The sequence below is a fragment of the Nonomuraea indica genome, from assembly GCF_002850745.1.
Taxonomy (GTDB): Bacteria; Actinomycetota; Actinomycetes; order Streptosporangiales; family Streptosporangiaceae; genus Nonomuraea; species Nonomuraea indica.
On record NZ_KZ559466.1, the window covers coordinates 720674 to 746628 of the forward strand.

General features: G+C 72.4%; 24 protein-coding genes. 11 read left to right on the forward strand and 13 right to left on the reverse strand.

Features of this window, described 5'->3' with window-relative positions; translation table 11 throughout:
- Positions 1 to 49: 49 nt before the first annotated feature.
- Entirely contained in the window at positions 50 to 754 is a 705-nt protein-coding gene (locus CXR44_RS03375; protein ID WP_245898789.1) for a spheroidene monooxygenase, read from the reverse strand.
- Here CXR44_RS03375 and CXR44_RS03380 point away from each other — a divergent pair.
- The gene (locus tag CXR44_RS03380; RefSeq protein WP_101783320.1) at positions 729 to 1373 is read left to right on the forward strand and encodes a glycerol-3-phosphate acyltransferase; all 645 of its coding nucleotides are present in this window, start codon (positions 729 to 731) and stop codon (positions 1371 to 1373) included. The genes CXR44_RS03375 and CXR44_RS03380 overlap by 26 nt on opposite strands.
- On the opposite strand, the gene CXR44_RS41555 is transcribed toward CXR44_RS03380, so the two are convergent.
- From CXR44_RS41555 to CXR44_RS03395, 3 genes are all read right to left on the reverse strand, one after another.
- Positions 1276 to 2514, reverse strand: a complete 1239-nt coding sequence (locus CXR44_RS41555) for a glycosyltransferase family 2 protein (protein WP_101783321.1) — start codon at positions 2512 to 2514, stop codon at positions 1276 to 1278. The genes CXR44_RS03380 and CXR44_RS41555 overlap by 98 nt on opposite strands.
- Positions 2511 to 3968: a phytoene desaturase family protein gene (locus CXR44_RS03390; RefSeq protein WP_180903167.1), complete on the reverse strand. Its 1458-nt coding sequence runs from the start codon at positions 3966 to 3968 to the stop codon at positions 2511 to 2513. Before CXR44_RS03390 ends, CXR44_RS41555 begins: the two co-directional genes overlap by 4 nt.
- A gap of 67 nt (positions 3969 to 4035) precedes the next feature.
- Positions 4036 to 4854 carry a carotenoid biosynthesis protein gene (locus CXR44_RS03395; protein WP_245898790.1) on the reverse strand — a complete coding sequence of 273 codons (819 nt, stop codon included), beginning with the start codon at positions 4852 to 4854 and terminating at the stop codon, positions 4036 to 4038.
- A 142-nt stretch (positions 4855 to 4996) separates the two neighbouring features.
- On the opposite strand from CXR44_RS03395, the gene CXR44_RS03400 reads away from it, so the two are divergent.
- On the forward strand, positions 4997 to 5416 hold the full coding sequence (locus tag CXR44_RS03400; RefSeq protein WP_101783322.1) for a peptidase inhibitor family I36 protein: 420 nt from the start codon (positions 4997 to 4999) through the stop codon (positions 5414 to 5416).
- Between the two features lie 63 nt (positions 5417 to 5479).
- On the opposite strand, the gene CXR44_RS03405 is transcribed toward CXR44_RS03400, so the two are convergent.
- From CXR44_RS03405 to CXR44_RS03415, 3 genes are all read right to left on the reverse strand, one after another.
- Positions 5480 to 8380 (reverse strand): M36 family metallopeptidase, encoded by a 2901-nt coding sequence (locus CXR44_RS03405; protein ID WP_101783323.1) that lies wholly within the window; start codon positions 8378 to 8380, stop codon positions 5480 to 5482.
- Between the two features lie 137 nt (positions 8381 to 8517).
- Positions 8518 to 9321 (reverse strand): glycerophosphodiester phosphodiesterase, encoded by an 804-nt coding sequence (locus CXR44_RS03410; RefSeq protein ID WP_101783324.1) that lies wholly within the window; start codon positions 9319 to 9321, stop codon positions 8518 to 8520.
- A gap of 97 nt (positions 9322 to 9418) precedes the next feature.
- Entirely contained in the window at positions 9419 to 10222 is an 804-nt protein-coding gene (locus tag CXR44_RS03415; RefSeq protein ID WP_425437396.1) for an NAD-dependent protein deacetylase, read from the reverse strand.
- Positions 10223 to 10457: 235 nt separating this feature from the next.
- On the opposite strand from CXR44_RS03415, the gene CXR44_RS03420 reads away from it, so the two are divergent.
- From CXR44_RS03420 to CXR44_RS03435, 4 genes are all read left to right on the forward strand, one after another.
- Positions 10458 to 11201 carry a phosphatase PAP2 family protein gene (locus CXR44_RS03420; RefSeq protein WP_101783325.1) on the forward strand — a complete coding sequence of 248 codons (744 nt, stop codon included), beginning with the start codon at positions 10458 to 10460 and terminating at the stop codon, positions 11199 to 11201.
- Positions 11194 to 11892 (forward strand): phosphatase PAP2 family protein, encoded by a 699-nt coding sequence (locus CXR44_RS03425; protein ID WP_101783326.1) that lies wholly within the window; start codon positions 11194 to 11196, stop codon positions 11890 to 11892. The genes CXR44_RS03420 and CXR44_RS03425 overlap by 8 nt, the downstream gene beginning before the upstream one ends.
- 77 nt (positions 11893 to 11969) lie before the next feature.
- Positions 11970 to 13145: a flavin-dependent oxidoreductase gene (locus CXR44_RS03430; protein ID WP_101783327.1), complete on the forward strand. Its 1176-nt coding sequence runs from the start codon at positions 11970 to 11972 to the stop codon at positions 13143 to 13145.
- Between the two features lie 283 nt (positions 13146 to 13428).
- Positions 13429 to 14643: an amidohydrolase family protein gene (locus tag CXR44_RS03435; RefSeq protein ID WP_101783328.1), complete on the forward strand. Its 1215-nt coding sequence runs from the start codon at positions 13429 to 13431 to the stop codon at positions 14641 to 14643.
- A gap of 186 nt (positions 14644 to 14829) precedes the next feature.
- Here the strand turns inward: CXR44_RS03435 and CXR44_RS03440 are convergent, their stop codons facing one another.
- Entirely contained in the window at positions 14830 to 15357 is a 528-nt protein-coding gene (locus tag CXR44_RS03440; protein WP_101783329.1) for a DoxX family membrane protein, read from the reverse strand.
- 234 nt (positions 15358 to 15591) lie between these two features.
- Here CXR44_RS03440 and CXR44_RS03445 point away from each other — a divergent pair, with 234 nt between their 5' ends.
- From CXR44_RS03445 to CXR44_RS03460, 4 genes are all read left to right on the forward strand, one after another.
- Positions 15592 to 16299 carry a CBS domain-containing protein gene (locus CXR44_RS03445; RefSeq protein WP_101783330.1) on the forward strand — a complete coding sequence of 236 codons (708 nt, stop codon included), beginning with the start codon at positions 15592 to 15594 and terminating at the stop codon, positions 16297 to 16299.
- A 103-nt stretch (positions 16300 to 16402) separates the two neighbouring features.
- Entirely contained in the window at positions 16403 to 18703 is a 2301-nt protein-coding gene (locus CXR44_RS03450; RefSeq protein ID WP_101783331.1) for a phosphoketolase family protein, read from the forward strand.
- A 304-nt stretch (positions 18704 to 19007) separates the two neighbouring features.
- Complete coding sequence (locus CXR44_RS03455; protein WP_219601647.1) at positions 19008 to 19397, forward strand: VOC family protein; 390 nt, start codon at positions 19008 to 19010, stop codon at positions 19395 to 19397.
- Positions 19394 to 20296: a sigma-70 family RNA polymerase sigma factor gene (locus CXR44_RS03460; RefSeq protein ID WP_101783333.1), complete on the forward strand. Its 903-nt coding sequence runs from the start codon at positions 19394 to 19396 to the stop codon at positions 20294 to 20296. Before CXR44_RS03455 ends, CXR44_RS03460 begins: the two co-directional genes overlap by 4 nt.
- A gap of 225 nt (positions 20297 to 20521) precedes the next feature.
- Here CXR44_RS03460 and CXR44_RS03470 read toward each other — a convergent pair whose 3' ends face one another.
- The gene (locus CXR44_RS03470) at positions 20522 to 21859 is read right to left on the reverse strand and encodes an erythromycin esterase family protein (protein WP_101783334.1); all 1338 of its coding nucleotides are present in this window, start codon (positions 21857 to 21859) and stop codon (positions 20522 to 20524) included.
- A 60-nt stretch (positions 21860 to 21919) separates the two neighbouring features.
- On the opposite strand from CXR44_RS03470, the gene CXR44_RS03475 reads away from it, so the two are divergent.
- Positions 21920 to 22471, forward strand: coding sequence for a helix-turn-helix domain-containing protein (locus tag CXR44_RS03475; RefSeq protein ID WP_101783335.1), 552 nt, complete (start codon positions 21920 to 21922; stop codon positions 22469 to 22471).
- Between the two features lie 434 nt (positions 22472 to 22905).
- On the opposite strand, the gene CXR44_RS40015 is transcribed toward CXR44_RS03475, so the two are convergent.
- From CXR44_RS40015 to CXR44_RS03495, 4 genes are all read right to left on the reverse strand, one after another.
- Complete coding sequence (locus CXR44_RS40015; protein ID WP_219601648.1) at positions 22906 to 23334, reverse strand: IS5 family transposase; 429 nt, start codon at positions 23332 to 23334, stop codon at positions 22906 to 22908.
- Positions 23335 to 23372: 38 nt separating this feature from the next.
- Positions 23373 to 23789, reverse strand: coding sequence for a nuclear transport factor 2 family protein (locus CXR44_RS03485; RefSeq protein ID WP_101783519.1), 417 nt, complete (start codon positions 23787 to 23789; stop codon positions 23373 to 23375).
- Between the two features lie 439 nt (positions 23790 to 24228).
- Positions 24229 to 24885: a CBS domain-containing protein gene (locus CXR44_RS03490; protein ID WP_101783336.1), complete on the reverse strand. Its 657-nt coding sequence runs from the start codon at positions 24883 to 24885 to the stop codon at positions 24229 to 24231.
- Positions 24886 to 24966: 81 nt separating this feature from the next.
- Complete coding sequence (locus CXR44_RS03495) at positions 24967 to 25839, reverse strand: universal stress protein (RefSeq protein WP_101783337.1); 873 nt, start codon at positions 25837 to 25839, stop codon at positions 24967 to 24969.
- Positions 25840 to 25955: the final 116 nt, after the last annotated feature.

Sequence of the window (25955 nt, forward strand, 5' to 3'; positions counted from 1 at the left end):
TGGGCTCGCGAGCACGGGGGCTGCGGGTGGGGGGCGGGTCGTGGCGGGGTCAGGTCAGGGGGTCGCGGCCGTCCCAGGTTCCCTCGGCCGCGTACGGGGCGAAGCGGGCGAACAGCTCCTCCCCGTACCAGCGTTCGGTCCTGACCCGGCTGATGACCTCGCGGTGGGACGGCAGGCCGTAGGCGAAGGCGCGCACGGCGGCGGCGTCCCGCCACAGCGAGAACGTGGCCTGCCGGGCCAGCGGCCACTCCCCCACCCCGACGGAGGCCAGCCGCCCCTCCTGCTGCCGCAACGCGCGGTCCACGCCCGGCACCGACCGGTAGAACGCCGCCAGCCGCGACGGCCTGATCGAGGCCCGGGTCAGCACCGCGACGGGGCCGGTCGGCGGATGCGCCGGCGGGACCGCGCCGGCGAACGGGTCGGCCCCGCCCCACCGTCCCCGCCAGGCCAGCGGCGCCAGCCGGACGTGCCAGGATTCGACGGCCTCGGCGCGCCAGCGCTCGGCGACGGGCGAGTCGCGCAGGAAGGCGTCGAGCTGCCGTTCGCCTCGCCACACCGCGAACAGCGCCCACCTGCGCAGGTCGGCCCCCAGTGACATGGACGTGCCGCGCCCGGTGCCCAGCAGCCGCCAGAACACCGGCCCGCCGGCTGCCCGCAGGAGCGGCCGGTCGAGGGCCATGTGCCGCATCGCGCCGGCGTCGCCGTAACGAACGAGGTGGAACGAGGCCATGATCGCTGTGCTGGTGTCGCTCATCGGTGGCTACCTCGCCGGTTCCGTGCCGGTGGCCCTGCTGGTCGGGCGCGCCCACGGGTTCGACCCGCGCGCGGTCGGCGACGGCAATCCGGGTTTCTGGAACGTGAAGGAGCGGCTCGGCTGGCGGGGCGCGGTGCCGGTGTTCGCGGGCGACGCGCTCAAGGGGACCGTGGCCGCGCTGTGCGGGCTGGCCGTGGGCGGCTGGCACACGGGGGACCTCGGGGTGGTGGCCGGGCCGAGTGTCGCGCCCGTGTACGCGGCGGTGGCCGGGGCGATGCTGGGGCACGCGTGGCCGGTGTTCGCGGGGTTTCGCGGGGGCCGGTCGATCCTGACCTTCGCGGGCGGGATGGCGGTCGTCTGCCCGCCCGCCTTCCTGCTCGGCGTGCTGGCGCTGGTCCTGGTCGCAGGGGTGACGAGGTCGTTCGCGATCGGCGCGCGGGTGGGCGTGTTCGGTCTGCCGGTGCTGCAGGCGCTGTTCGTGCCGGCCGGGCAGGTGGCGGCGACGGGAGCGCTGATGTGCCTCATCGGGCTGCGCTTCGGTCAGGCGGCGCTGGCCGCTCGCCGGGCGAGGCCTCGCCGCCGGCGGCAGGCGGGGCCGGGCGGGCAAGGCCACGGCTGACGGCCGCGCCGGTGGCGTGCGACCGGCCGCGGCTGACGGTCGCGGTGGTGGGGTAGGACCGGCCGCGCCAGGTGCGTACCGGCCGGACGGTCGCCTGCGTCAGGCGCCAGGCGGCGGCGGGGTCGAGCAGCGGCGACAGCCACACGCCGGCTCCGGCCCGGGTGTAGCTGCCGCGCAGCGCGCCGGCCAGCAGCCACCGCACGGCCAGCAGCCCCATGTCCAGCTTGGACGGCCGGCCGGCCACCAGCCGGAGCACGGGCAGCCCCGCGGTCAGCCAGATGACCGCCAGGTCGGCCGCCTGCCGGCCGGGCCCCGTCACGTCACGCAGGGGCAGCGACCTGCCCCACTCCCGCCACAGCTCGGCCGGCGACTCGTGCATGTCCACCTCCAGCAGCCCGCTCGCGTCGAGGAAGGCGACCGCCCACCCCTGCGCGGCGAGATGCCGGGCGAGGGCCACGTCGTCGGTCATCCGGTCGCGTACCCGGGCGAACGCGTCGGCCGCCACCATGGGGGCGCGGCGGAAGGCCATGCACTGGCCGTTGGCGACGACCCGATACGGCGGGGGCGGGACCGCCGGGCCGATCGGGCCGGACCGGTACACCAGCGTCGCGAGGAAAGCGGCGTGCAGGGCCTGCTCCAGGGGTCCGTCGCAGACGAACCTGGGCCCCACGCTGACCAGGTCGCGCCCGTCCAGGGCGGCGGCGAGCGCGCCGAACAGGCCCGGCGCGGGCCGGGTGTCGGCGTCCAGCGTGACCACCACCTCCCCGCGGGCGGCGGCCACGCCCTGGCGGAGCGCCCACTGCTTGCCGACCCAGCCGGCGGGCAGCGGGGCTCCGGTCACCACCGTGGCTCCGAGGGACTCCGCCAGGCGCGCGGTGCCGTCGCCGGAGCGGTCGTCCACCACGATCACCTCGCGCACCGCCGGGTCGGCGAGGACGGCGCGCAGGCAGGGGCCGATGCGGTGCTCCTCGTTCCGGGCCGGGATGACGACGGACAGTGTCGTGCGGGGGTCCGGGGCGCGGGGACGCAGCGGAGGCAGCCGGTCCCGGCCCCGGGCGAGGCGGGAGGCCACCACGGCGGCGGCCACGGCCTGCGCGGCCGTCAGGGTGGTCAGCGCCGCCGCTGTCAGGCGCGCGCTCATGGGCCCGCCTCCGCCGGCCGGCGGGCGGGGAAGTCCTCCGCGACCAGGCCGGCCACGATGCCCGCGCCCTTCACCACCAGGGGCAGCCCGCCGCCCGGGTGGGCGGAGCCGCCCACCAGGTACAGGCCGCGCCGCGGACCCCGGTTGCCCGGCCGCAGGACCGGCGCGAGCACTCCGTTGCTGGCGCTGCCGTAGACGGCCCCGCCCCAGGAGCCGTAGCGGTCGCGCACGTCGGCGGGGGTGAACGTCTCGACGAAGCGGAGCCGGCCGGCGAGGTCGTGGCCGCGTCCGGCCAGCCGCTCCAGCACCATGTCCCGGTACGACTCCACGGACTGCGGCCACCGGGCCGGATCGCGGGCGGGGACGTTGACGAGCATGACCCAGTTCTCCGCGCCCTCGGGCGCCTGCGTCGGGTCGCTCACCGCCGAGCAGCCGATGTAGACGGTGGGGTCGCCGGGCGGGCGCCGGTCGCGGAAGATGTCGGCGAACTCGCGCGGGTAGTCGGCGGAGAAGACGATCGAGTGGTGCGCCAGCCCGGGCGTGCGCCCTTCCACCCCGGCGAGGAGCAGCAGCACGGACGAGGACGGCCCGAGCCTGGCGATCCGGCGCAGCCGCCGGCGGTGGGGCAGCAGCTTGCCGTAGAGCTGGGCGGCGTCGGTGTTGGCGACCACGATGTCGGCCGGGACCCGTCCGCCGCCCGCCAGGCGGACCCCCGTCACCCGCTCGCCCCCTGCCAGGACCTCCTCCACCGGGCTGGACAGGTGCACCTCGACGCCGGCCTCGGCCAGCAGCGCCGCCAGGTCGTCGGCGAGCCGGGCCATGCCGCCGGGCACGTGCCAGCCGCCCTGGCCGTGCTCCAGCGCCGGGATGCAGCCGAGCGCCGCGGGCGCCCGGTACGGGTCGGAACCGGAGTAGGTGGCGTACCGGCCGGCGTACTGGAGGAGCCGGGGGTCGTGGAAGAACCGCCGGGCCAGGCCGTCGAGGGTGCGCCCCGGCGCCACGGCGAGCAGGTCGGCCAGCGGGGCGGCCCCGCGGGGCGCGCGACCGGGCGGACCGGCGAAGAAGGTGCGTCCGGCCGCGTCCAGGCAGCCCCGCGCCCAGTCGTGGAAGGCCCGCCAGGCGGCGCCCTGGCCGGGCGCGAGCCGTTCGACCTCGGCGGCCATCAGGTCGGGATCGCGGCGGGCGGTCAGCACGGACCCGTCGGCGAACCGGTAGCGGCACAGCTCGGCCGGTTCCACCAGTTCGCGCCCGAGCCCGAGGTCCCGGAAGGCGTCGGGCATGGTGAGCAGGGAAGGCCCGAGGGAGAAGGTGAAGCCGTCGCGGCGGTGCTCGGCGAGCTTGCCCCCGAGCCGCCCGAGCCGCTCGTACAGGCGGACCCGGTGCCCCTGCCGGGCGAGCAGCAACGCCGCGGCCATGCCCCCGACGCCGCCACCCGCCACCACCACGTCCATCATCCGCACCGTCCTGTCCCCGCCGTCCTGTCCCCCGCCGTCACGTCCCCCACCGTCACGTCCCCCACCGTCAGGTCCCCCACCCTCGGCTCCCTCGCCGGCGCACCCGCCACGTCCGTGCCCACGCCGCGACGGCGAACGCGCCCATCGCCGTCCCGCCCACGGCCGCCACCAGCGGATCCGGCGGGGTGAACACCGCCGCGAACCCCACCGTCTCCATGACGGCCATCGTCGTGTAGACGCCGACCAGCCCTCTGCCGCCGTTCACGTCGCCGAGCACCCGCCACAGCACCACCATGACCAGCAGCGACACGAGGAGCCAGCCGGCGAAGTTGGTGAGCGGCACCCCCCGGTACGGCCCGGGCTCCGCCCACGTCCACAGACCGAGCCGGATCATCTGGGGGTCCAGGAACAGGTCCCATGCGGTCATCGCCAGCGCGCCGGCCGCCAGCCGCACCGGCCAGGCCGCCACCACGGCGCAGCCGATCCCGTACGCGGCCAGCCCCATGCCGCCCCATGCCACGGCCACCGCCACCGGCACGCCGCCCACCTCGGGCCAGAGCGCGCCCGTGTACCGGTAGGCCCCGAACGGGAACCCGGTCGCCACCCCGATCACCTCGGCCGCGTACCCCGTCGCGACGGCCGCGCCGAACGCCGTCAGGGCGCGTGTCCAGCCCCGCGCCGCCGCGGCGAAGGACACCGCGCTCAGCGCCAGCACGGCGACGATCGGCGTGGTGAACCGGCCGGGATCGGCATGCAGCCCGGACACCACCTGCAGGATCACCATGGCGGCCAGGGCCACCGTTCCGAGCTTCCTCCCGGCTGCGGGCAGCCGGGGGCGCCGGGCCGGTGCCGGCGCCCCCGTCCGGGTCGTGCGCGCGTCGTTCACAGACTGTCCTTCGCAGCCGCACCCCCGATCGGATGCACCACCCCGCCTTGTTCCCGTGGATCCCCGGCTCCTCTTCCCCGGCAAGATCGAAGCGTGTATCTTCGCCTCATCGCCGAAAAAAAGTTTCACCCTAGGAGAGGCTATGGGCAAGAAGCTTCAGATGCTGGCGTTACCGGTGGCGGCTCTGGCGCTCGCGCTGGCTCCGGCCATCCCGGCTCAGGCGGCCGACGGCTACGACCGTTGCCGCACCGGCTACTACTGCATGTTCTCCGGGCTGGACGGCACCGGCGACATGATCGAGATCCAGGCCAGCGTCCCTGACCTGGCCGCGCTCGGCATGGCGGGCCGCGCCAAGTCCGACTGGAACCGGACCGGCTCCTACGTCCACCTGCACTCCGAGGCGGGCTACCAGGGCTGCTCGGCGGTCACGTCCCCCGGCGGCAAGGGCAACTTCTTCATCACCTACCGCGACTTCTTCCATTCCGTGCGCGTCGGCGGGCCCAACGGCCACTCGTGCGGCACTCCCCCAGGGGAGGGCCTGCTGGTCAAGTCGCACGCCTGACCCCCGCACGAGGCGCGCCCCCTCCCACCGGGTGGGAGGGGGCGCGCCGTCGTGAACAGCGAATCAGTGCGAGTACGCCTGGAACTCGGCGGCCCGGACCTGGTCGCGCTGCGGGCTGGCCGTGGCGCAGTCCGTAGCGGAGTTCGGGTCGTTGTCCTGCTCACCGGCGTACAGCGGGTTGCCGGTGCACTGGGTGGTCACCGCGCGCAGCATCAGATGGGTGGCGGTGGTGGGCGGCACCCGGAACGACTTGATCAGCATGTCGGCCCCCCGCGGACGGGGCAGCGCGGCCTTGAAGGCGTCCTTCGGGCTGGTGTAGATCTTCGTGAAGCCGGCCGGGTCGGAACAGCCGGAGCTGCACGCCAGCACCTCGAACGAGCGCAGGGCCGAGAAGCGGTTCTGGCCGCCCGGGTCGGCCGGGTCGCCGATGTTCGGGCGGAGCATGGCGCTCACCTGCACCCTGCGGATCTCGACGGGCTGGTCTCCCGCCAGGTCCACGGTGACCGACTTGCCGGCCGGGGCGCCGGTGAGCGAGGCCCAGTTCGTGGCCTCGGTCTCGTCGATCAGCCGGGCGTGGTTGACGCCGTCGCCGGAGGCCGTCGCGCCGGCCGTGGCCGAGGCGTGGTTGCGGCCCAGCGGCAACGGGAGCGGCAGCTTCACCCCGGGCAGCACCGCGAACTTCAGCCGCGTGTGGCCGAAGCCGTTGCCCGCGACGACGAAGTCGTACAGGCCGGGCGTCATCTCCACGGTGTCGCCCAGGTCCGTCGCCGGGTCGGTGTCGGCGACCGGGACCACGCGTCCCTCGTAGTCGCCCACGTACAGCCGCAGCGCCGCGCCCTTGGCCTCGCCGAGCGGCTTGAGCTGCAGCGAGCCGTTCTTGCCCGCCGGGTTGACGAAGCTGGGCGTCGGGTCGGGGTCGTTCGGGCCGTTGCTGGCCGCGCCCTCGCCGAGGCCGTGCTCGGCGAACGCCCGCCACATGATGTCCTGGTCGGCCCCGCCGAAGCGGATCATGTCGGCGGCGAGCAGCGCGTCGCGGTGGTCGACGTAGCTGACCGCGCCCGACGCCATCAGGAGCAGGGCGTCGAACGACAGCTGCGCCCAGCGCCGGTTGCCCGGGCACTGGCCGAGCGGCTTCTGCCCGTCGGCGCAGGCCTTCTGCTGTTCGGCCGTGCCCTTGCCGTACTTCTTGACGAACGCCTGCCGCACGTCGAACTGGGTGGCCGACCAGATCTCGCCGTCGGCGTGGACCTGCTGGCCGACGATGTCGTAGGCGACGTCGCTGTAGTTCAGCGGCGACTTCGACATGTCGTAGTTGCGGATGCCGCGCACGGGGTCGCCGGTGACGTACCCGCCGGTCACGTACGGGGTGGCGCCCGCCGGGCGGAAGCCGTACTCGGCCAGGTACTCCATGGCGAGCAGGTCGGAGGTGCTCTCGTTCATGGCCCCAGCCTGGGCGCCGTTCCAGCCGGCGTTCGGGCCGCCGACCATGCGGCCGGAGATGGCGTGCGTGTACTCATGGCCGATGACCGACATGTCGTAGTCGCCGTCGACGCACGGGGCGTAGAAGGCGCCCGCGATCGGCTGCCACAGGTACATGTTGGTGATCGGCGCGACGCCGTCGGGGCCGGTGATCTGGTTGGCGTTGTCGCGCACCGACAGCACGCGGGCGCCGGCCTGCGCGTTGCCCTGCTCCGGGTCGCCGCCGAGGCCGCCCCGGTCGCCGTTGTCCGCCTGCATGTTCCAGGCCGTCTCGGTGAAGCCGAGCCGGTACGACCAGTCGTGCATGCGGTTGTGCATGGCGTGCAGGTTGGTGATCGCCGCCTCCAGGTCCGCCTCGCCCTCCTTGTCGAAGGTCGTGGGGTCGCACTTGGCGGTGTACCAGGTGTTGCGCCAGGGGTAGGCGTAGTCACGGCTCGGCGTCGCCACGTTGCTTCGGGTGCCGACCGTGAACGGGTCGCCGCTGGCCCGGTTCTCGAACGTGCGGGCCGCGTTGCCGAGGCTGGTGTGCGTGGACTCGCCGGTGGCGTGGTCGACGTCCCAGGCCTTGCCGGTGGCGGGGTCGCCGCCGACCACGTAGTCGCAGCCGGGTCCGGCGGTGGCGCACCACGTCCGGCGGGTGTCGGTCGAGGAGTAGTCGGCGGGCGGGTTGGCCGGGAACGCCTCCCAGCTCGGGTTGTCCGGGTCGAAGTGGTCGACCAGGTTCTCGCGGACCAGGACGGCGCCGCTGACGGCGTCCACGTGTGTGGTGTAGCCAGCGGCCTCGCCGTCCTCGCCGCCGATGAGGACGACCTGGTACGCGCTGTGCACGCCGTCGGGAGCGGGCACGGCCACGGCGGTGACCTGCTTGGTGGCGGCCTTGGCCAGGTCGATCCCGCCGTCGCGGGCCGCGATCTCCAGCGCCTGCTGCTCGGTGATCCGCGCGGCCGGAGGCGCGTCCGTCTCCCGGGACAGCGACGAGGTGACGTGCCGGACCGCGCCGTCGAGCACGCCGACGCTGACGAGTCCGTCCACGCCGGCCGGCAGGCCGCCGAAGCGCTGGCGCAGCAGCACGGCGTGGCCTTCGCCGATGGGGTTGACGGCGACCTTCTCCAGCGCGTCCACCGCCTGGGCGGACAGGCCGAACAGGGTCTCGTGGGACTTGAGGTAGGCCCGGGCGGCCTGTTCGGGGTCCTTGCCCAGGCCCTCGGCGAGGGGCTCGGCCCCGGTGACGACGGCCGGGGTGCCGAGAGCGTTCCAACGGACGCGGGCGGCCGGTCCCGCGCTGCGCGCGTTGATCCCGGTGGGAGGCGGGACACTGCCCCGCCGGTTGTCCAGGTCGGGCTTGCCGTGCTGCTCGGCCTGGAAGTCGTGGACCACCGGGGCCGTCCCGCCGCGTTCGGCCTGGGCGGCGCCGGTGGTGGGCAGAATCGCCGCCGTGACGGCGACGGCGAGGGCAGCGCTGCGTAACCAGGGTTTGGTCGACACCGGTCCTCCTGCTCGGGGGTGCGCGCGGGTGCCGCGCGGTACCCGCAAGAGGTAACACCGCCATCGAGACGTGACAAGATCTTGTAAAGGACGAAAAGTCGGCGTATAGGGGGTTGGGCCGGATCAGGGGTGCCTGGTCAGGTGCACTTGCCGTTCAGCCAGCGGCGGTAGTCCCTGGTGTAGTTGGTCATGACGCTCGGCGGCGACTGGGCCAGGACGCTCTCCCACCGGCTCGCGTTGGCGGTCCACCTCGGCGCCGGCTCGTCCCAGGCGGCGCTGTCGGCCCACCGGGCGGCCGATCCCTTGAGCAGGGTCGGATGCCGCCGGGCCAGCTCGCCCTGGATCCACGGATCGGTCGAGTAGACGAGGATCCGCTGCCGTCCCTGCCGCTCGCGTATCGGGCCGGAGATCTCCTTCCACGCCTGCGCGCCGTGGGCGGTGGAGGCGAGGATGCCCTTCGTCTGCGGCTTGATCTCCAGCAGGGCGATCAGCCCGGTCGACTCGACGTGCGCCAACCAGGCCCGCAGCGTGTGGACCCGCTCCCCCTTGTACGGGCCGCGCGTGATGCGCCGCGCGCCGAGCCGGCTCGGCCCCTTGGCCCACCACAGTTCTGTGATCTTCGCCTTGGCGCCGTCCAGGCCGTTGGTCGTGACGTTGTGCCACATCACGGCCTTGGTGCCGTCGCGGGTGAGCTGGACGTCGGCCTCGACGCCATCGGCGCCCCAGGACTTCATGTCGTCCACGGCGCTGGGATTGTTGGCCTGGCGGACCTGGTCCTTGGCGGTGGCGTCGGGCCCGGTCGGATAGCCGCCGTGCCCGAACACCAGCGGGCACGACACCTTCCCGGCCTTCCCCGCGGCGGCGGTGGGGACGCACGGTCCCGCGCCGGCGGCCACAGCCACGGCAAACGTGAACGCGATCCTGCTCGGCGTGCGAGCCATGGGTTCCTCCCGTCCCGGACGGCACGACGGGATCACCCGCGAGACGAGGCTACGGCCGTACGCGAGCATGATCAAGGATCACGGGGCCGGGACCGGCTCAGCGGCCGGTCAGCCGTGCGGCGAGAGCCCCCAGCGTGTCTCCGAGCGGGGCGTCCAGCGTGAACGCCGCGTCGGCGTCGCCGCGGGTCGGCCCCTGGTTGACGATGCCGATCGGGATGCCCAGCTCGGCGGCGCGGGTGACGAAGCGCAGCCCGGACCGCACGGCCAGCGACGATCCGAGCACCAGCAGCGCCTTCGCGCCCCCTACCAGCGCGAAGCACGCGTCGACCCGGTCGCGCGGCACGTTCTCGCCGAAGAACACCACGTCGGGCTTGAGCAGCCCGCCGCAGGCCGTGCAGTCGACCACCCGGAACCCCTCGACCTGCTCGTCGGTGAGGACGGCGTCGCCGTCGGGGTTGATCCGGCCGCTGGCCTCCCAGCCGGGGTTGGCCGCGCGCAGGCGATGGTCCAGCTCGGTGCGGGAGGTGCGCCGCCGGCACGACAGGCAGACGACCCGGTCCAGGCCGCCGTGCAGCTCGACCACCCGCCGCGCGCCGGCCGCCTGGTGCAGGCCGTCGACGTTCTGGGTGACGATCCCGGCGAGCAGGCCGTGCCGCTCCAGCCGCGCCACCGCGTGGTGCCCGGTGTTGGGCCTGGCCTGGCCGATCCGCCGCCAGCCGACGTGGCTGCGCGCCCAGTAGCGCCGGCGCGCCTGCGCGCTGCCGACGAACGCCTGGTACGTCATGGGCTCCGCCCGCCGGGCCCGGCCGGTGGGGCCCCGGTAGTCGGGGATGCCGGACTCCGTGGACAGGCCCGCCCCGCTGAGAACCGCCACGCCGCCCCCGGCCACCAGCTCGACCAGCGACGCGAACGACCCGGCCGGCCGGGCCCGTGGGACCGGCGCGGAACCGTGGGGCACGCCGGTGGCGTGCGCGCTTCCCGTCACCCTTCCATGGTGCCCGACATGCGACCCGCTCGGGCCGGGGCCCGCTCCCGGACGGCCGGAGGAGGGATGATCGCCGCTCGCTCGGGTAGCCGGAGGCGGATGTGATCCACGACCGGCCCGCCGTCCGAGCAGAAAGGGGCGCTGCCCGCGCATGATCATTAGTCGCCGGACGAGCACAGACCTCGACGGGGACCGCAGGCTGGGCCTGCGGCTGGCCCTCGCGTCCATCGCGGTGGCCCTCATGATGGTCCCCTTCACGCTGCTGCTCGTCGTCGCCAAGATGCCGCTGAACGATCTGGACTCCGGGGTCGCGCGGGCGTTGCACGCCTACGCGCGGGCCAATCCCGACGTGACGGAGGTGATGATCCTGTGGACGGACGTGTTCGGCCCGTGGCCGTGGCGCGTCGCGGTCGCCGTGCTCGCCGGCTGGCTCGTCCACCGGGGCGCGCCACGGCTCGCCCTGTGGGCCATCACCACCATCACGGTGGGCGGGCTGCTGGGCCTGGGACTCAAGATCCTCGTGGACCGGTCGAGGCCGCACCTGCCCGACCCGGTGGCGCTGGCCCCGGGTGACGCGTTCCCGTCGGGCCACGCCCTGACGGTCACGCTGGGCGCCGGCGTGATCGTGCTGGCCCTGCTGCCGGCGCTGCCGCAGTGGGGCAGGAAACTCGCCTGGACCGTGGCCGGGTTCCTCATCGTGACGGTGTCCTTCACCCGGGTCGCCCTCGCCGTGCACTGGGTCAGCGACGTGCTCGGCGGGATCGTGCTGGGCGCCGCGGTGATCATCGCCACCACGGCGGCGTTCGAGACCTGGCGGCGTGACGAGGGCCGCCGGCCCGCCGCGCCGCCGCGTGACGGCGTCGAGCCCGAGTCGGTGCAGGTGACCCGTGACTGACCGGCTCCGCTACTACGCCTCCGTCCTGCTCCTGCCGCTCGTCGCGCTCGCCACGGTGACCTACGGCGCCGGTGAGCTCATCACGTCCCTGCCCACCGGTGAGGCGGCGGTGAACACCCGGCTCGCCGCCTGGCGCACCGACCTGTGGAACACGCTGACCGACATCGGCACGAGCCTGTCCGACACCCCGTACATCGTCGCCCTCACGGCGGTGACCGCCGCGTTCCTCGGGCTGGTCCGCCGGCGCTGGCACGAGGCGGCGTTCCTGGTGGCGGCCGTCTGGAGCCAGTCGCTCATCTTCCTGGCGACGAGCGCGCTGGTGGCCCGCCACCGGCCGCCCGTGCACCACCTCGACCCGGCCCCGCCCACCTCCAGCTTCCCCTCGGGGCACGTCAGCGCCGCCGTCGGCTTCTACTGCGCCGTCACGCTGCTGCTGGCCGCCCGCCTGCGCTCCCCGGTGGCACGCGTCCTGGTGTGGACGCTCGGCGTGGCGGTGCCGCTGATCGTCGCCTTCTCCCGCCTGTACCGGGGCATGCACTTCCTGACGGACGTGCTGTGGGGGCTGCTGCTCGGGGCGTGCTGCGTCGCGGTGTCGGCACGCGCCATCCTGACCCGCCACCGGCGCGTTCAGGCGGACCGGCACGAGCGTCCGCGCGCGCCGGCCGGCGCGCCCGCCGAGCACTCTTCGTGATCACGCCGATGCCGGCGCGGTCTTGAAGATCGCGCCGGGAGCGTGCAGGATCTTCATGCCGTCTAGGAGGTCATGCATTGCGCGTTGTCATCGCCGGAGCCGGGATCGGGGGCCTCACCACGGCCCTCAGCCTGCACGCCGCCGGCATCACCGATGTGGTCGTGCACGAGTCGACGCAGGAGATCCGGCCGCTCGGGGTGGGGATCAACATCCTGCCGCACGCGGTGCGTGAGCTGACCGAACTCGGGCTGGGCGACCGGCTGGCGCGGATCGGCGTGCCGACGGCGGACCTGACGTACGTGAACCGGTGGGGCCGGCTCATCTGGTCGGAGCCGCGCGGCGTGGCCGCCGGGTACGACTGGCCGCAGTACTCGATCCACCGGGGCCGCTTGCAGTTCATGCTGCTCGAGGCGGTGCGCGAGCGGCTCGGCCCCGACTCGGTGGTGACGGGGTCGCCCGTCACCAGCCTCGATCACGACGCCGACCTGCTGGTGGGCGCCGACGGCATCCGGTCCAGCGTGCGCGCCGCGCTCTTCCCGCAGGAGGGTGACCCGCTGTGGAGCGGGCAGGTGCTCTGGCGCGGCACCACGTACGCCAAGCCGTTCATGACAGGCCGGTCCATGCTGATGGCCGGTGACGACGTCCAGCGGGTCGTGATCTACCCCATCGCTCCGCCGGAGCCCGACGGCCGGGTGCTGATCAACTGGGCGATCCAGCGCAAGGCGCCCGAGACCGTGCCGCGGGGCGACTGGAACCGGCGGGTGGAGGTGGAGAAGTTCTTCCACCACGTGGCCGACTGGCACTTCGACTGGCTGGACGTGCCCGCCCTCGTCGCGGACGCCGAGGCCGTCTACGAGTATCCGATGGTGGACCGCGACCCGCTGCCCTACTGGTCGACGGACCGGGTCACGCTGCTGGGCGACGCGGCGCACCCCATGTACCCCACCGGCTCCAACGGCGGCACACAGGCCATCATCGACGCCCGGGTGCTGGCCCACGCCCTGGCGACCGGCAAGGGCCTGGAGTTCTACGAGAGCCGGCGCCGGCCCACGACGGCCGAGATCGTCCAGTCCAACCGCAAGGACGGCCCCGAGGTGGTGCTGGCGCTGGCGCACCAGCGCGCCCCCCAGGGCTTCACCCAGATCGAGGACGTCATCCCGCGGGAGGAGCTGGAGGAGATCGCGCTCCGGTACAAGCAGACGGCCGGGTTCGTCCCCTCGGCGCTGAACGAGCGGGCGTCCTGGTCGGTGTGACGGGCCGCCCCCGCATCGGTCCGAGCTGACCTCACGGCCGCCCCGACCTCGGGGCGGCCTTCACCTCAGGGCGGCCCTCACCTCAGGGCCGCCCTCACCTTGGAGCGCCTCCGCCCCGTGTCGTCCTGACCGGGGCGTTTCTGACGTGGATCGCCACCGCCCCGCGGCTGCCGCGGAGGTCGTCCTGTCGATGATCGACCCCCCGTGTGCCCTCAGGTACTTCTATCTCTTATAGTTAGATGTCGTACTATCAGGAGTGAAAACAACTTGAGGGGAGTCACCCATGCGTACCCTGATCCGCGGCGTCCGCGTCTTCGACGGCGAGCGCACCCTGCCCACGGCGGACGTGCTGATCGTCGACGACCGGATCGCCGAGCCCGACGGGCGGCCGGTGGACGTGGAGATCGACGGCGCCGGCAGGACGCTGCTGCCGGGCCTGATCGACGCGCACACCCACGTCTCCGACGGCATGCTCGCCCAGGCGCTGGCCTTCGGGGTGACGACCGAGCTGGACCTGTTCTGCCTGCCGGGCAACCTGGCGCGCCAGCGCCGCCTGGCCGCCGAGCGCGACGACGTGGCCGACCTGCGCAGCGCCGGGGTGCTGGCCACCATGCCGGGCGGGCACCCGAGCCAGATCATGGCCGCCGAGGCCGAGGCGCTGGCGTACCTGGGTGACGCGGTCGGGTCGTTCGACACGATCGCCCACGCCGCCGACGCCAAGGCGTTCGTGGAGGCACGGCTGGCGGAGGGCAGCGACTTCCTGAAGATCGTGCTCGACGACGGCCGCACCGCCGGGCTGGACCTGCCGGTCATGCCTCCGGAGGTGGTGGCCGCCCTGGTCGGGGCCGGGCACGCCGCCGGGCTGAAGACCATCGCGCACGTGGCCACGGCGCACGACACCGCCGTCGCGCTCGACGCCGGCATCGACGGTCTGGCGCACGTCTTCCACCACAGCGAGCCGGGCGACCCGGCCGTGGAGGACCTGGCCGCCAGGATCGCCGCGCAGCAGGTGTTCGTGATCACCACGCTCGCCTACATCGAGACGATCGCGCAGGACCCCGCCGGCGTGGAGCTCGTCCGCGACGCGCGGATCGCCGCCCGGCTGCCCGAGCACGCCAAGGCCGCCGTCGACCGCGACTACTCGGCGGTGCCCGTCCATCCCGACGGCGTGGCCGACGCCCGTCGCGCCACCGCCGCGCTGCACAAGGCCGGTGTGGCGCTGCTGGCCGGCACCGACGCCAACTTCTTCGCCCCCGTGCACGGCGCCGCCATGCACCGCGAACTCCTCATGCTCACCCAGGCGGGCCTGCGCCCCGAAGCCGCCCTGGCCGCCGCCACCAGCGTCCCCGCCCGGCACTTCGACCTGGCCGACCGTGGCCGCATCGCCCCCGGTCTGCGCGCCGACCTCCTGCTGGTGGACGGCGACCCCACCCGCGACATCACCGCCACCCGCGCCATCGCCGAGGTCTGGCGCCGCGGCGTCCGGCTGCCCCGCTGACCCCCACCCTCTCCGGACGGAGCACCGCATGTTCATGAGGATTCTGATCCGTCGGCGCACGCCCGGGAGGCCGCTGAGACGGGTGAGGTCGCCCCGCCCCGTCGGCGCACGCCCAAAAATGCCCCTGAAACGGCGAAACCCACCCCGCGGGGCGGGGTGGGGGCGCCGGGGGCCGCACGGTGGCGGCTACTTCAGGATCGCGTGGCGCCGGACGATCGGCAGGCCGCCGAGTCCGAGGGTGGCGCCCGCGTTCGCCATGGCCAGCCCGACCAGCACGATCGCGTAGACGATGTGGTCGTCCATGAACGGGTTGGTGGTGAGGGGCAGTTCGGCCGCCCACATGAGGATCATCATCAGGCCACCGGCCGCGGCGGCGACACGGGTGCCGACGCCCAGGATGAGGACGGCGCCGACGCCGAGCAGGCCGGCCATGAACATCCAGTCCACCCAGGCCTGTCCGGCCAGCGAGCTGAAGAAGCCGCCGAGCGCGTTCTCGCCCGTGCCCTTGAGGAAGCCGGTGGTGGGGCTGCCACCGTTGATCCAGGCCTTCGCCGCGGGGGTGGCGAATCCCCAGCCGAAGGTCTTGTCGAGGAACGCCCACAGGAAGACCCAGCCGAGCGAGATCCGGGCGAGGGCCCAGACGTAGTCGACAGGACGGCGGGTCGCGGGGGCGGCGTGCAGGTGAACGGCGGGCTTGCTCATCGTGGCGGCCATGACGGCCCCCTTTCCTCGTGGGGTCACTGTCCTTGTCACATCTCAAGGAAACCTTTACCGCCCCTTGGTGCGGCAGTGCCGTACGACCCGTCCCGATGGGACCTAGGGCCCGGCCGGGCACGCCGGAGGGCCCGCGGCCGGCCGTCAACCCAGGTCAGCAGGGACTTTGGGCCCTACGGTCCGGCCCCGCGGCGAGGTGTGATGGGAGGGTGGCCCGACGAGGAGGGCAGTCCCATGAGCATGATCATCCGAGACGTGATGACGACGGACGTGGCCGCGGTCAAGGAGGACGACTCCTTCCGCGTCGTCACCCAGCTCCTTATCGACAAGGGCGTCAGCGGCCTGCCGGTGGTGGACGAGGACGGCCATGTCAAGGGTGTCGTGTCCGAGGTCGACCTGCTGGCCAAGGAGGAGTACAGGGCACGCTTCCGCGGCGACGAGTACCGGCAGCCGCTGCGGGCGCGGATCCGCCACTCGCTGGGCAGCGAGGGCAGCGGCCACCACAAGGCGACAGGTGAGACCGCGGGCCAGCTCATGACCCACCCGGCGTACGTGACGACGCCCGACGCGCCCGTCGTGCTGGCCGCCCGGCTGATGGACCGGCACGGCATCAAGCGGCTGCCCGTCGTCGACGCCGGCGGCCGGCTGGTCGGCATCGTCAGCCGCCGCGACCTGCTCAAGGTGTTCGTCCGCGCCGACGACGACATCAGGCGCGAGCTGGTGGACAGCATCCCGATCACCGCCCCGTGGACCGACCCGGCGTCGCTGGACATCCGGGTGAAGGACGGGGTCGTCACTCTGGCCGGCACGGTGACCCGGCACAGCGAGGCCCTCTCCCTGGCGCGGGTGGCGCGCGGCGTCGACGGTGTCGTGACGGTACGCGAGGAGCTCACCTGGCGGCACGACGACGTCGTGGACATCCCCGTCTGGGGCGGGGCCTGAGGGGACTTTGGTCCCCGTCGGCGATGACCTCCGGCGGCGGTGTGGACCGTACGGTTGGGGGGACAGTGAGATCTGATCGCATTCAATCACCGGAGGACATCGCATGAGCGTCGTGGACCACATAGACGCGTACTGGCGGGCGGCGAACTACCTGTCGGTCGGCCAGATCTACCTGCTGGACAACGCTCTGCTGACCGAGGCGCTGCGGCCGGAGCACGTCAAGCCGCGCCTGCTCGGCCACTGGGGCACGACGCCGGGGCTCAATTTCTGCTTCGCGCACCTCAACCGGGTCATCCGCGAACGCGACCAGGACATGATCTACATTGCCGGGCCGGGTCACGGCGGGCCCGCCGCGGTGGCGCACGCCTGGCTGGAGGGCTCCTACTCCGAGCGTTACCCCGAGGTTTCCCAGGACGCGGAGGGGATGCAGCGGTTGTTCCGCCAGTTCTCCTTCCCCGGCGGCATCCCGAGCCACGTGGCGCCGGAGACGCCCGGCTCCATCCACGAGGGCGGCGAGCTCGGCTATTCGCTGGCCCACGCCTACGGCGCCGCCTTCGACAACCCGGACCTGGTGGTGGCCTGCGTGGTCGGTGACGGCGAGGCCGAGACCGGGCCGCTGGCCGCGAGCTGGCACTCCAACAAGCTGCTCGACCACCGCCGCGACGGGGTGGTGCTCCCCATCCTGCACCTGAACGGCTACAAGATCGCCAACCCGACGGTGCTGGCCCGCATCCCCGAGACCGAGCTCGTCAAGCTCATGGAGGGGTACGGTTACCGGCCCCACATCGTGGGCCCCGACCACGGGGAGATGATGGCGGCGCTGGACGAGACGTTCGAGGAGATCGCCGCCTACCGCGCCGGGCAGGCCGACCGCCTCCCGATGATCGTGCTGCGCACGCCGAAGGGGTGGACCGGGCCGCGCGAGGTGGACGGGGTGCCGGTCGAGGGCACCTGGCGGTCGCACCAGGTGCCGCTGTCGGGCGTCCGCGACAACCCGGAGCACCTGGCCATGCTGGAGCAGTGGATGCGCTCCTACCGGCCGCAGGAGCTGTTCGAGGCCGACGGCAGGCCCGCCGCCGCCGTTCTGGAGATGGTGCCGGACGGGCCGCGCCGCATGAGCGCCAACCCGCACGCCAACGGAGGAGAGGTGCTCGCCCCGCTGCGCATGCCCGACTTCCGCCGCTACGCCGTCGAGATCAAGACGCCCGCGACCCAGACCAGCGAGCCGACCCGGGTGCTCGGCGGCCTGCTGCGCGACGTGATCGCGGCCAACCCGGACACCTTCCGGCTGATGGGACCGGACGAGACCGCCTCCAACCGGCTGTCGGACGTCTTCGCCGTGACCGACCGTGCCTGGAACGCCCAGGTCGAGCCCACCGACGAGCATCTCGCCCCCGGCGGGCGGGTCATGGAGGTGCTGTCGGAGCACCTGTGCCAGGGTTGGCTGGAGGGCTACCTGCTGACCGGCCGGCACGGGCTGTTCAACTGCTACGAGGCGTTCATCCACATCATCGACGCCATGTTCAACCAGCACGCCAAATGGCTGGAGTCGTCGCAGAAGATCCCGTGGCGGCGGCCGGTCGCCTCGCTCAACTACCTGCTGTCGTCGCACGTGTGGCGGCAGGACCACAACGGCTTCAGCCACCAGGACCCCGGCTTCCTCGACGTCGTGCTCAACAAGAAGGCGTCGGTGGTGCGCGCCTACCTGCCGCCGGACGCCAACACGCTGCTGTCGGTGGCCGACCACTGCCTGCGCTCGCACGACTACGTCAACGTCATCGTCGCCGGGAAGCAGCCGGTGCTCGACCTGTTCACCATGGACGAGGCCATCGCGCACTGCACCCGCGGCGTCGGCATCCTGCCGTGGGCCAGCACCGACCACGAGAACGAACCCGACGTCGTGCTCGCCTGCGCCGGCGACGTGCCGACCCTGGAGACCCTCGCGGCCGCCGCGCTGCTGCGCGAGCACCTGCCGCAGCTCAAGGTACGCGTCATCAACGTGGTCGACCTGATGCGGCTGCAGCCTCCGTCCGAGCACCCGCACGGCATGCCCGACGCCGAGTTCGACACGCTGTTCACCACCGACAAGCCGATCATCTTCAACTTCCACGGCTACCCGTGGCTCATCCACCGTCTCACCTACCGCCGCCACGGCCACGCCAACCTGCACGTACGCGGCTACAAGGAAGAGGGCACCACCACCACTCCGTTCGACATGGCCATGCTCAACGACATCGACCGCTACCACCTCGTCATGGACGTCATCGACCGGGTGCCCGGCCTCGGCGCCGCCGAGGCGCACCTCCGCCAGCAGATGGCCGACGCCCGGCTGCACGCCCGCGCCTACACCCGCGAGCACGGCGAGGACGTTCCCGAGATCAGCGAGTGGACCTGGCCGCACTGATCCCCGCCTTTCCTCGCACACGACGCCCGGGCCCCCGCCCGGGCGTCCCGCATGTGCACGGACGGACACACGGACGGACACACGGACGGACGGACGCACGGACGGACGGACGCACGGACGGACGGACGCACGGACGGACGGACGCACGGACGGAGCGGCTGGACGCACCGGGAACAGGCGGGGCGGCGCACCGGGCTTGTTACCTTCTCCCGTCGGCACTCGTCATAGGGGCGACGACCGAATACGAACGGTCGTCGCACCAACGAGTGAAGTGAGGACATGGATGCTGAACAACATCATGTACGTGACGGTCTACGTCACTGATCAGGACCGTGCGCTGGAGTTCTACACCGAAGGGCTCGGCCTGGAGAAGCGGGCCGACTACGCGGGCCCCGACGGGCGGTTCCTCACCGTCGGCGTTCCCGACAGCCCGGTGCAGATCCTGCTGTGGTCACATGCGGCGGCCGCGGGCCAGCCGGGCGACACGGGCGCCGCAGGCCAGCCTGTCGCGCCCGGTCCCCTGATCCTCGAATCCGACGATCTGCGCAAGGACTTCGAGATCATGCGCGAGCGCGGCGTCACCTTTGAAGAGCGGGAACCCGTGGACTATCCGTTCGGGGTCCGGATCGAGGCGGTGGACCCGGACGGCAACCGGGTCTCGCTGCGTCAGCCGCGAAATCCGCGCCGGTCGTGACCACCCACCCATCCGACCTCGTGACCGAGGCGTTCGAAGCCCAGCGCGATCGGCTGCGGGCCCTGGCCTACCGCGTGCTGGGCTCGCACGCCGACGCCGAGGACGTGGTCCAGGAAGCCTGGATGCGCCTGGTCCGCCATGACGAGGCGACCATCGGCAACCTGGCGGGATGGCTGACCACCGTGGTCGGCCGCATCAGCCTGGACCTCCTGAGATCCCGCCAGGCCCACCCTGAGACCGGCTACGGGCACGAGTTCACCGACCTCGTGGTGACGCCTGCCGACGAGCCCACGCCTGACGAGCAGGTGGCGCTGGCCGATTCGGTCGGCTTCGCCCTGCTCGTCGTGCTGGACACGCTCAACCCGAGCGAGCGGCTGGCGTTCGTCCTGCACGACATGTTCGCGATCCCGTTCCAGGAAATCGGCCACATCCTGGGCAAATCCGCCGACGCAACCAAGATGATCGCCAGCCGCGCCCGCCGCAAGGTCCAAGCCACGGACCGGTCGGCGGGCCCCGGCCGCGAGCACCAAGAGGTCGTCCAGGCATTCCGCGCTGCCGCCGTCGGTGGCGACTTCGAGGCGCTCCTGCGGGTCCTCGACCCGAACGTGAAGCTGACCGTCGACACCCCCGCCGGTGTGGTCGTCACCCTCGGCGCCACCGAGGTGGCCGCCGGTGCCCGGATGTTCTCCGGTGAGGTCGCCCGCCAACGGCCCGTGCTGGTCAACGGCGTCCCCGGGCACATGTCCTGGCGCTCGGACGGAACGCCGCTGTCGGTCATCGCTTTCACCGTCGCCGACGGCCGGATCACCGACATCCATATCGTTGTCGACCCGGCCAAACTCGCCTCGATCCCGCCGCCCGCCCCTGCGGCCGGCGCCCAGGACGCCCGCCCGCGATGACCGCCGAGCAGATCCGTCACGCCCGCGACCTGCTCACCCGGCCGGAGAACACCGTCTCCTCCATCGCCCGCCTGTCGGCGTCAGCCGCTCGACCATCTCAAGTACGTCCCCGAACTCGCGACGGGCCCTGCCGTCGGACAGCCAACGGTGCGAGCCGAACTGGAAGCGGGAAGCTGACTTCCCAGATCGGCCTTCGGCGGTTGGGGCCAGGTCGGTTGCCGACCCCTAGTGGGGCTTGTAGTGGGAGAACACCTCCCGTACCTCCTGGGGGGAGCAGGCCAGTGCGGTCTCATCGGGGTCGGCGCCGGTGACGTGTGGCAGGTGGACGACGATGTCGTACGCGTCCAGCGCGCTTACCGGCGCGTAGAACGCGCCGAGACCAGCGCGTTGCACGGTAGCGCTCCGGACGGCGTCGGCGTCGGCGGGCGACAGCCGCCGTAGGTCGGTGGCGAAGGTGCCGACGCGGCTTTCGTGCATGAGGGCGTCGAGGCTGCCGGGCTCGGGGGCGGGCATCGGCGCGAAGAGGGTGCCGGCCATGAACGCGGCGGCGTCGGAGTTGAGCATGTGGCCAGTTCCCGACGTGGTGCCTATGACCAGGTAGTCCTCGCCCAGCCGGTCTGCCAGGTGCATGCCCATCGGGGTCACTGGGTTCATGCCTGGGAGTACGGCGGGCCCGCGCTGGATGTGGGCGTTGTGGGCGGCCAGGACGATCCGGTCGTGCCTGCGCAGAATCTCTTCGACCGTGTCGGCGATCTCGGCGTCGCGGTTGTAGAGCACACTTTGATGGTCACCGCCGGTCATGCCTCGGATGACGGAGTCCAGGGTGAACGCGTGGTGCATGGAGCGCAGCGCACGCTCGTAGGCCTCGGCGGTGGTGCGCCTGACGTACTCCAGACGCCGGCCCTTCATGCGCGCGGCGAGGCCGGCGAGGCCCGCTGTCAGCGCGTTCTTGGTCTCAGGCGGAAGCTGCGCGTAGGCGGCCATGGTCGCGGGCGCGACGAACGGGGACGTCGCGGAGAAGGCCGAGGCTGTCTCCCTGATGGCCGGGTCGGCCTCGAAGCCGGGATCGGCCTGCGCGAGGAAGGCGAGCACGGCGTCCAAGGCGGGGGTCGGGGAGGCGTTCTGGCCCCCCAGGTCGATGCCGTAGAAGCCGACTGGGCGCTCGGCGGAGGCGTTGTGCCTGCGCATCCACTCCAGGTGGCTCCCCATCTGCCGCCACAGGCCCATCAGCGAGGTCAGCCCGCCCGCCATGACCTCACCGAGCCGATCGTCGTTGCCGCCGCGGACCCAGGCGTCAGCCCGCCATCCCTCCGTGTAACCGGTCTCCATCGCGTAGGCGCCGAAACCGTGCCGCTCGGCCAGGTAGCGCAGGAGGCGGTGGCGCAGATCGTAGGACTCTCGGTTGTAGTGTGCGCTCTCGCCGATCGCCACCACCCGCGCGTTCCCGATCGTCTCGTCCAGCCATTCCAGGTCGTCCAGTGCGGCGGCCGGATCGAGCGTGCGCAGGGGGATCACCGCTGCGTCGCTGAGCCGGGCCGGCGGTGTGGTCGTGTGCGTGGTCATCGACACCCTCTCCACTAGTACCAAGTTTGGGAACAGTACCATTTATGGGAGAGTTGGCTTGTGGATACGCTTGAGCTGATCTTGCATCCGGTCCGGCTGCGCATCATGTGGGCGCTGTCGGGTGGGCGCACCCGGACCACGTCCGACCTGTGCGAGAGCCTGCCCGATGTGCCCAAGACCACCCTGTACCGGCACGTCGGCATGCTCGCCGACGCCGGGCTGCTGGAAGTCGCCAGCGAGCAGCGGGTGCGCGGGATGATCGAGCGCCACTACCGCCTCCGGCGCGACGTCCTTCGCATCGACCCCGACACGGCCCAGGCCATGTCGAACGAGGACCACCGTCACGGGTTCGCGGCGGCCATGGCGGCGCTGCTCGCCGAGTTCAACGCCTATCTCGATCGGCCGGGAGCCGATCCGGCCGCGGATCGGGTGGGATATCGGCAGGGAATGTTGTGGCTCAGCCCGGAGGAGATGGAGGAGGTGGCGGGTGAGTTGCTGGAGGTGCTCAGAGCCCGGGCGGGGAACGGGCCCGCACCGAGGCGTCGACCGCATGTGATCAGCGCGATCTTCTTTCCGACCGAACAGCGGAACCAGGACGACGGGGGCCTGTGAACTCAGACGATCGAGCCTTGCTGGCCGATTCATCCCTGGGCTCATCCCACCTCACACGGTCGTCTTCGGACCTGAACCGGTGAGCGGCTCAGGTCTCGCGCCGGACCCAAGGCTACGAAGAGTGAGGGATCGTGCTGACATCGGTGTCGCGCCGACCGTCATCCGTTGCCGTTCGCGGAGGATAGGGCGTGTTTGAGATGTGGTGAAAGTGCTTGCCGTATGAGGGTGAGGTGGACGGTGGCCTCGTAGCGGACGGCAAGCTTGTCGTACCTGGTCGCGACGCCTCTGGCCTGGCGGACGTCCAACGCCGGCCCGAGGGACGCGGATCTTCTCCATGACCCGCTCGAAGACCGGTGCGGCGCCCCGCTGGCCCGCGGTGATGACAGCCGCAAGGACGTGGAAGGAAGCGTCCACCGCGAGGTGAATCTTGGTGGTCAGCCCACCGCGGGAGCGGCCGAGACCATGGTCGTCCGGCTCGACCGCCAGGCCGTCCGGACGCGTCCGGCCCGGATCGTCAGCCCCTTTTTGCGGGCGCCGGCGGCGTGTCGGTGCGCTCGACAGACGGTGGAGTCGACCGAGACCTCCCACTCGATGATGCCGTCGGCATCAGCCTTGACCTGAAGCTTCTTCAAGATGCGGGGCCAGGTGCCGTCGATCTGCCAGCGCCGGAACACCGGATACACCGTCTCCCAGGGCCCGTACCGCTCGGGCACATCCCGCCACGGCGAGCCCGTCCGCGCCCGCCACCAGATCCCGTCGAAGACCTGCCGCCGATCCCGCGGCGGCCGACCCATCTTCGGTATCGGCGGCAACACGGCTTCCAGCCGCTCCCACTGTGCATCCGTCAGATCGCCCCGAGACATCTGAAGATCGTTTCACAGCCAGGGTGGACAGCAACTCGTCAGCTCTGATCTGTGGTGGGCCGCCACGAACTGCCGGTCTCGCGTTCGAACGCCGGACGCACGTCAACGGTGTCGTACACGATGCGCAGCGTGGCAATACGGCCGTCCTCGGCGAGCTCAGCCAGGTCCACTACGTCAAACGGCGCGGCAGCTCCGGACGGCAGGCGCCAGTCAAAGTGGAACCAGAACGAGATCAGTGCGGCCCCCTGCTGGGTCCGGCCCTCCGCCACCCCCAGCAGAGTCAGGCCCGCCCGGCTGGTATCGGCGAAGAGCTCGGGGTAGAACTCCGTGGCCGGTCGAGGGCCGTACAGCGGAGAGTGCACCATCGCTCCAGGCGCGAACAACTCCAGCACCGCCTCGGCATCCGCCCGCTCCAGCGCCGACAGGTAAGCCGACACGAGCTCAGCTGCAGTCATGATCACTCACTCAAGATCAGGCCAAATCGACAGCCCATGCTCTCATCCCACCACTTGCGCTCCGCCCATCAACCGGCACAACACCCCAACATCTCAAACACGTCTTAGTTCCTGGCGGCGAGCGATGAGATCGTCGCATCTCTCGCGCTTCTCGCTCATGGCATCTTCCTTGGCTGCCCTCATCCGCGGGCCCCGGCGAGGCGGCCGATGTTGAGCAGACGTTCGGTGTGCACCGCAGCGACGGACGGGGCGGCCGGACGAACCGGGAACAGGCGGGGCGGCGCACCGGGAACGGGCACGCGAAAAGGCCGGTCACGGTGGACGTGACCGGCCGGTGGCCGCGACGGCCGGCGGTGGGAGCAGGGGATGGGCCTCCGGATGCCCCCACCGCCGACGAGGTGACCGGGCAGCCCCACGGCCTGCCCGGAGCGTGGGAGAGTCACAGCAGCGGCGGGACGACGAGCAGATCCTCCTTCTCGTAGGACAGGTCCGTGACGACGTCCACGACACCCTCGATCCGGCGGATCGCCTCGGTCAGGTCGATGACCTGGGAGCTCCACTCGACCGTGCCGCGGATGTGCACGACGCCCCCGTCGATCTCCACCCAGAACGCGGCCGGGTCCGGCAGCAGGGCGTTGATCTCGGCCTCCAGCTCGGCCGCCGGCCGGGTGAAGACCCGCAGCACGTCGCGCTGGTGCAGCGTCCCGCTCACCCGTCCGGTCACCGGGTCGATGACGGGCAGTTGCTTGATCCGCTGGTCGCGCATCAGCCGCGCCGCGTCGCGGACCGGCATGCCCGGGGTGACGGTGATCGCCGGAGCGGTCATGAGCTGGGCGGCGGTGACGCCGGACGCCTTGCGGTGTTCCTCGCGCCGCCTGCGCGACTCGAAGACCGGGGCGCCGTGGCGGGCCGGGAGGATCTCCTTCAGCAGCAGGTCCTCCTCCGACACGATGCCCACCGGACGGCGGTCGGCGTCGATCACGGTGACCGCGCCGACGGCGTAGCGCTTCATCGCCGTCACGATGTCGGCGAACGAGGCGTTCTCCCTGACGGTGATCGCCACCCGTCCCATGACGTCCTTGACCTGGATTGACATTGCCGCCACCTTCCTCTCGCCCTCCACGATGCCGCTCCGGCGCGGCCGGCGGCAGCGGCGAACGTCCCCGCCCCCAGGGCCCTAGGTCCTCGGCTGCGGCGGGTTTCCGGGACGGGTGCGGACGACGGCGACCGGGCAGTGGGCGTGGTGGAGCACGCCGCGGCTGACGGAGCCGAGCAGCACCGCGCCGAGCGCGCCGCGACCGTGGGAGCCCACGACCACCAGGTCGGCTTCGGCCGACGCCTCGGTCAGCGCCTCCACGGGGTGCCCGGAGCGGACGTCCTCGACTACGGTGACCTGGGGGTACTCCTTCTCGAACCGCTCCAGCGCCGACCTGATGATCTGGTACTGGGTGGTACGGACGTCGTCCATGTCGTAGGCGAGCTCCGGCGCGAACGCGTGCACGGGGAGCTGCCAGGCGTGGACCGCGCGCAGCGTGGCGCCGCGCATGGCGGCCTGCTCGAAGGCGTGGCGGAGGGCGGCCTCGCCCTCGGGCGTGTCGTCCACGCCCACCACCACCTGCCCGCGTACCTGGTCAGGCGCGCCGCGCACGACCACGACGGGGCAGCGCGCGCGCCCGGCGACGTGGTCGCTGACGGAGCCGAGCAGCGCGCCGGCGAACCCGCCGTGGCCGCGACTGCCGATGACGATCTCGGTGGCCTGCTCGTCCAGCCCGGTCAGCACGACGGCGGCCGTGCCGTTCCCCAGTTCGGTGGTGACGTCCACGGTCGGCTGGCGGTCGCGCGCGACGGCGAGCGCCTCTGCCAGGATCTGTTCCCCGGCCCGGACGAGGGCGTCCGGCCAGTCGGCGGCGGGGAACTTCGCGATCTGGTACGGCGAGCGGTCCACCGCGTGCACGATGCGCAGCGGCTCGCGCATGCGCAGGGCGTCGTCCACAGCCCATTCCACCGCGGCGCGCGCGGGTTGTGATCCGTCGACACCGACAACGATCATGGCTCCTCCTTCGGGTCCGCCTCCATCGGACTCCGGACCGCCGCCGGACGGCAGGGCCGGAAGTCCCGATCGGCCAGGCCGAAGGGCCGTCCCCGATCGGCAGCGCGGGTGGCGGG

What these genes read in the sequence shown, in the direction of transcription:
- CXR44_RS03380 (WP_101783320.1), top strand. Translation starts at nt 729, where the DNA reads ATGATCGCTGTGCTGGTGTCGCTCATCGGTGGCTACCTCGCCGGTTCC.
- CXR44_RS03375 (WP_245898789.1), bottom strand. Translation starts at nt 754, where the DNA reads ATGAGCGACACCAGCACAGCGATCATGGCCTCGTTCCACCTCGTTCGT.
- CXR44_RS41555 (WP_101783321.1), bottom strand. Translation starts at nt 2,514, where the DNA reads ATGAGCGCGCGCCTGACAGCGGCGGCGCTGACCACCCTGACGGCCGCG.
- CXR44_RS03390 (WP_180903167.1), bottom strand. Translation starts at nt 3,968, where the DNA reads ATGATGGACGTGGTGGTGGCGGGTGGCGGCGTCGGGGGCATGGCCGCG.
- CXR44_RS03400 (WP_101783322.1), top strand. Translation starts at nt 4,997, where the DNA reads ATGGGCAAGAAGCTTCAGATGCTGGCGTTACCGGTGGCGGCTCTGGCG.
- CXR44_RS03410 (WP_101783324.1), bottom strand. Translation starts at nt 9,321, where the DNA reads ATGGCTCGCACGCCGAGCAGGATCGCGTTCACGTTTGCCGTGGCTGTG.
- CXR44_RS03420 (WP_101783325.1), top strand. Translation starts at nt 10,458, where the DNA reads ATGATCATTAGTCGCCGGACGAGCACAGACCTCGACGGGGACCGCAGG.
- CXR44_RS03435 (WP_101783328.1), top strand. Translation starts at nt 13,429, where the DNA reads ATGCGTACCCTGATCCGCGGCGTCCGCGTCTTCGACGGCGAGCGCACC.
- CXR44_RS03440 (WP_101783329.1), bottom strand. Translation starts at nt 15,357, where the DNA reads ATGGCCGCCACGATGAGCAAGCCCGCCGTTCACCTGCACGCCGCCCCC.
- CXR44_RS03445 (WP_101783330.1), top strand. Translation starts at nt 15,592, where the DNA reads ATGAGCATGATCATCCGAGACGTGATGACGACGGACGTGGCCGCGGTC.
- CXR44_RS03450 (WP_101783331.1), top strand. Translation starts at nt 16,403, where the DNA reads ATGAGCGTCGTGGACCACATAGACGCGTACTGGCGGGCGGCGAACTAC.
- CXR44_RS03470 (WP_101783334.1), bottom strand. Translation starts at nt 21,859, where the DNA reads ATGACCACGCACACGACCACACCGCCGGCCCGGCTCAGCGACGCAGCG.
- CXR44_RS40015 (WP_219601648.1), bottom strand. Translation starts at nt 23,334, where the DNA reads ATGTCTCGGGGCGATCTGACGGATGCACAGTGGGAGCGGCTGGAAGCC.
- CXR44_RS03485 (WP_101783519.1), bottom strand. Translation starts at nt 23,789, where the DNA reads ATGACTGCAGCTGAGCTCGTGTCGGCTTACCTGTCGGCGCTGGAGCGG.
- CXR44_RS03490 (WP_101783336.1), bottom strand. Translation starts at nt 24,885, where the DNA reads ATGTCAATCCAGGTCAAGGACGTCATGGGACGGGTGGCGATCACCGTC.
- CXR44_RS03495 (WP_101783337.1), bottom strand. Translation starts at nt 25,839, where the DNA reads ATGATCGTTGTCGGTGTCGACGGATCACAACCCGCGCGCGCCGCGGTG.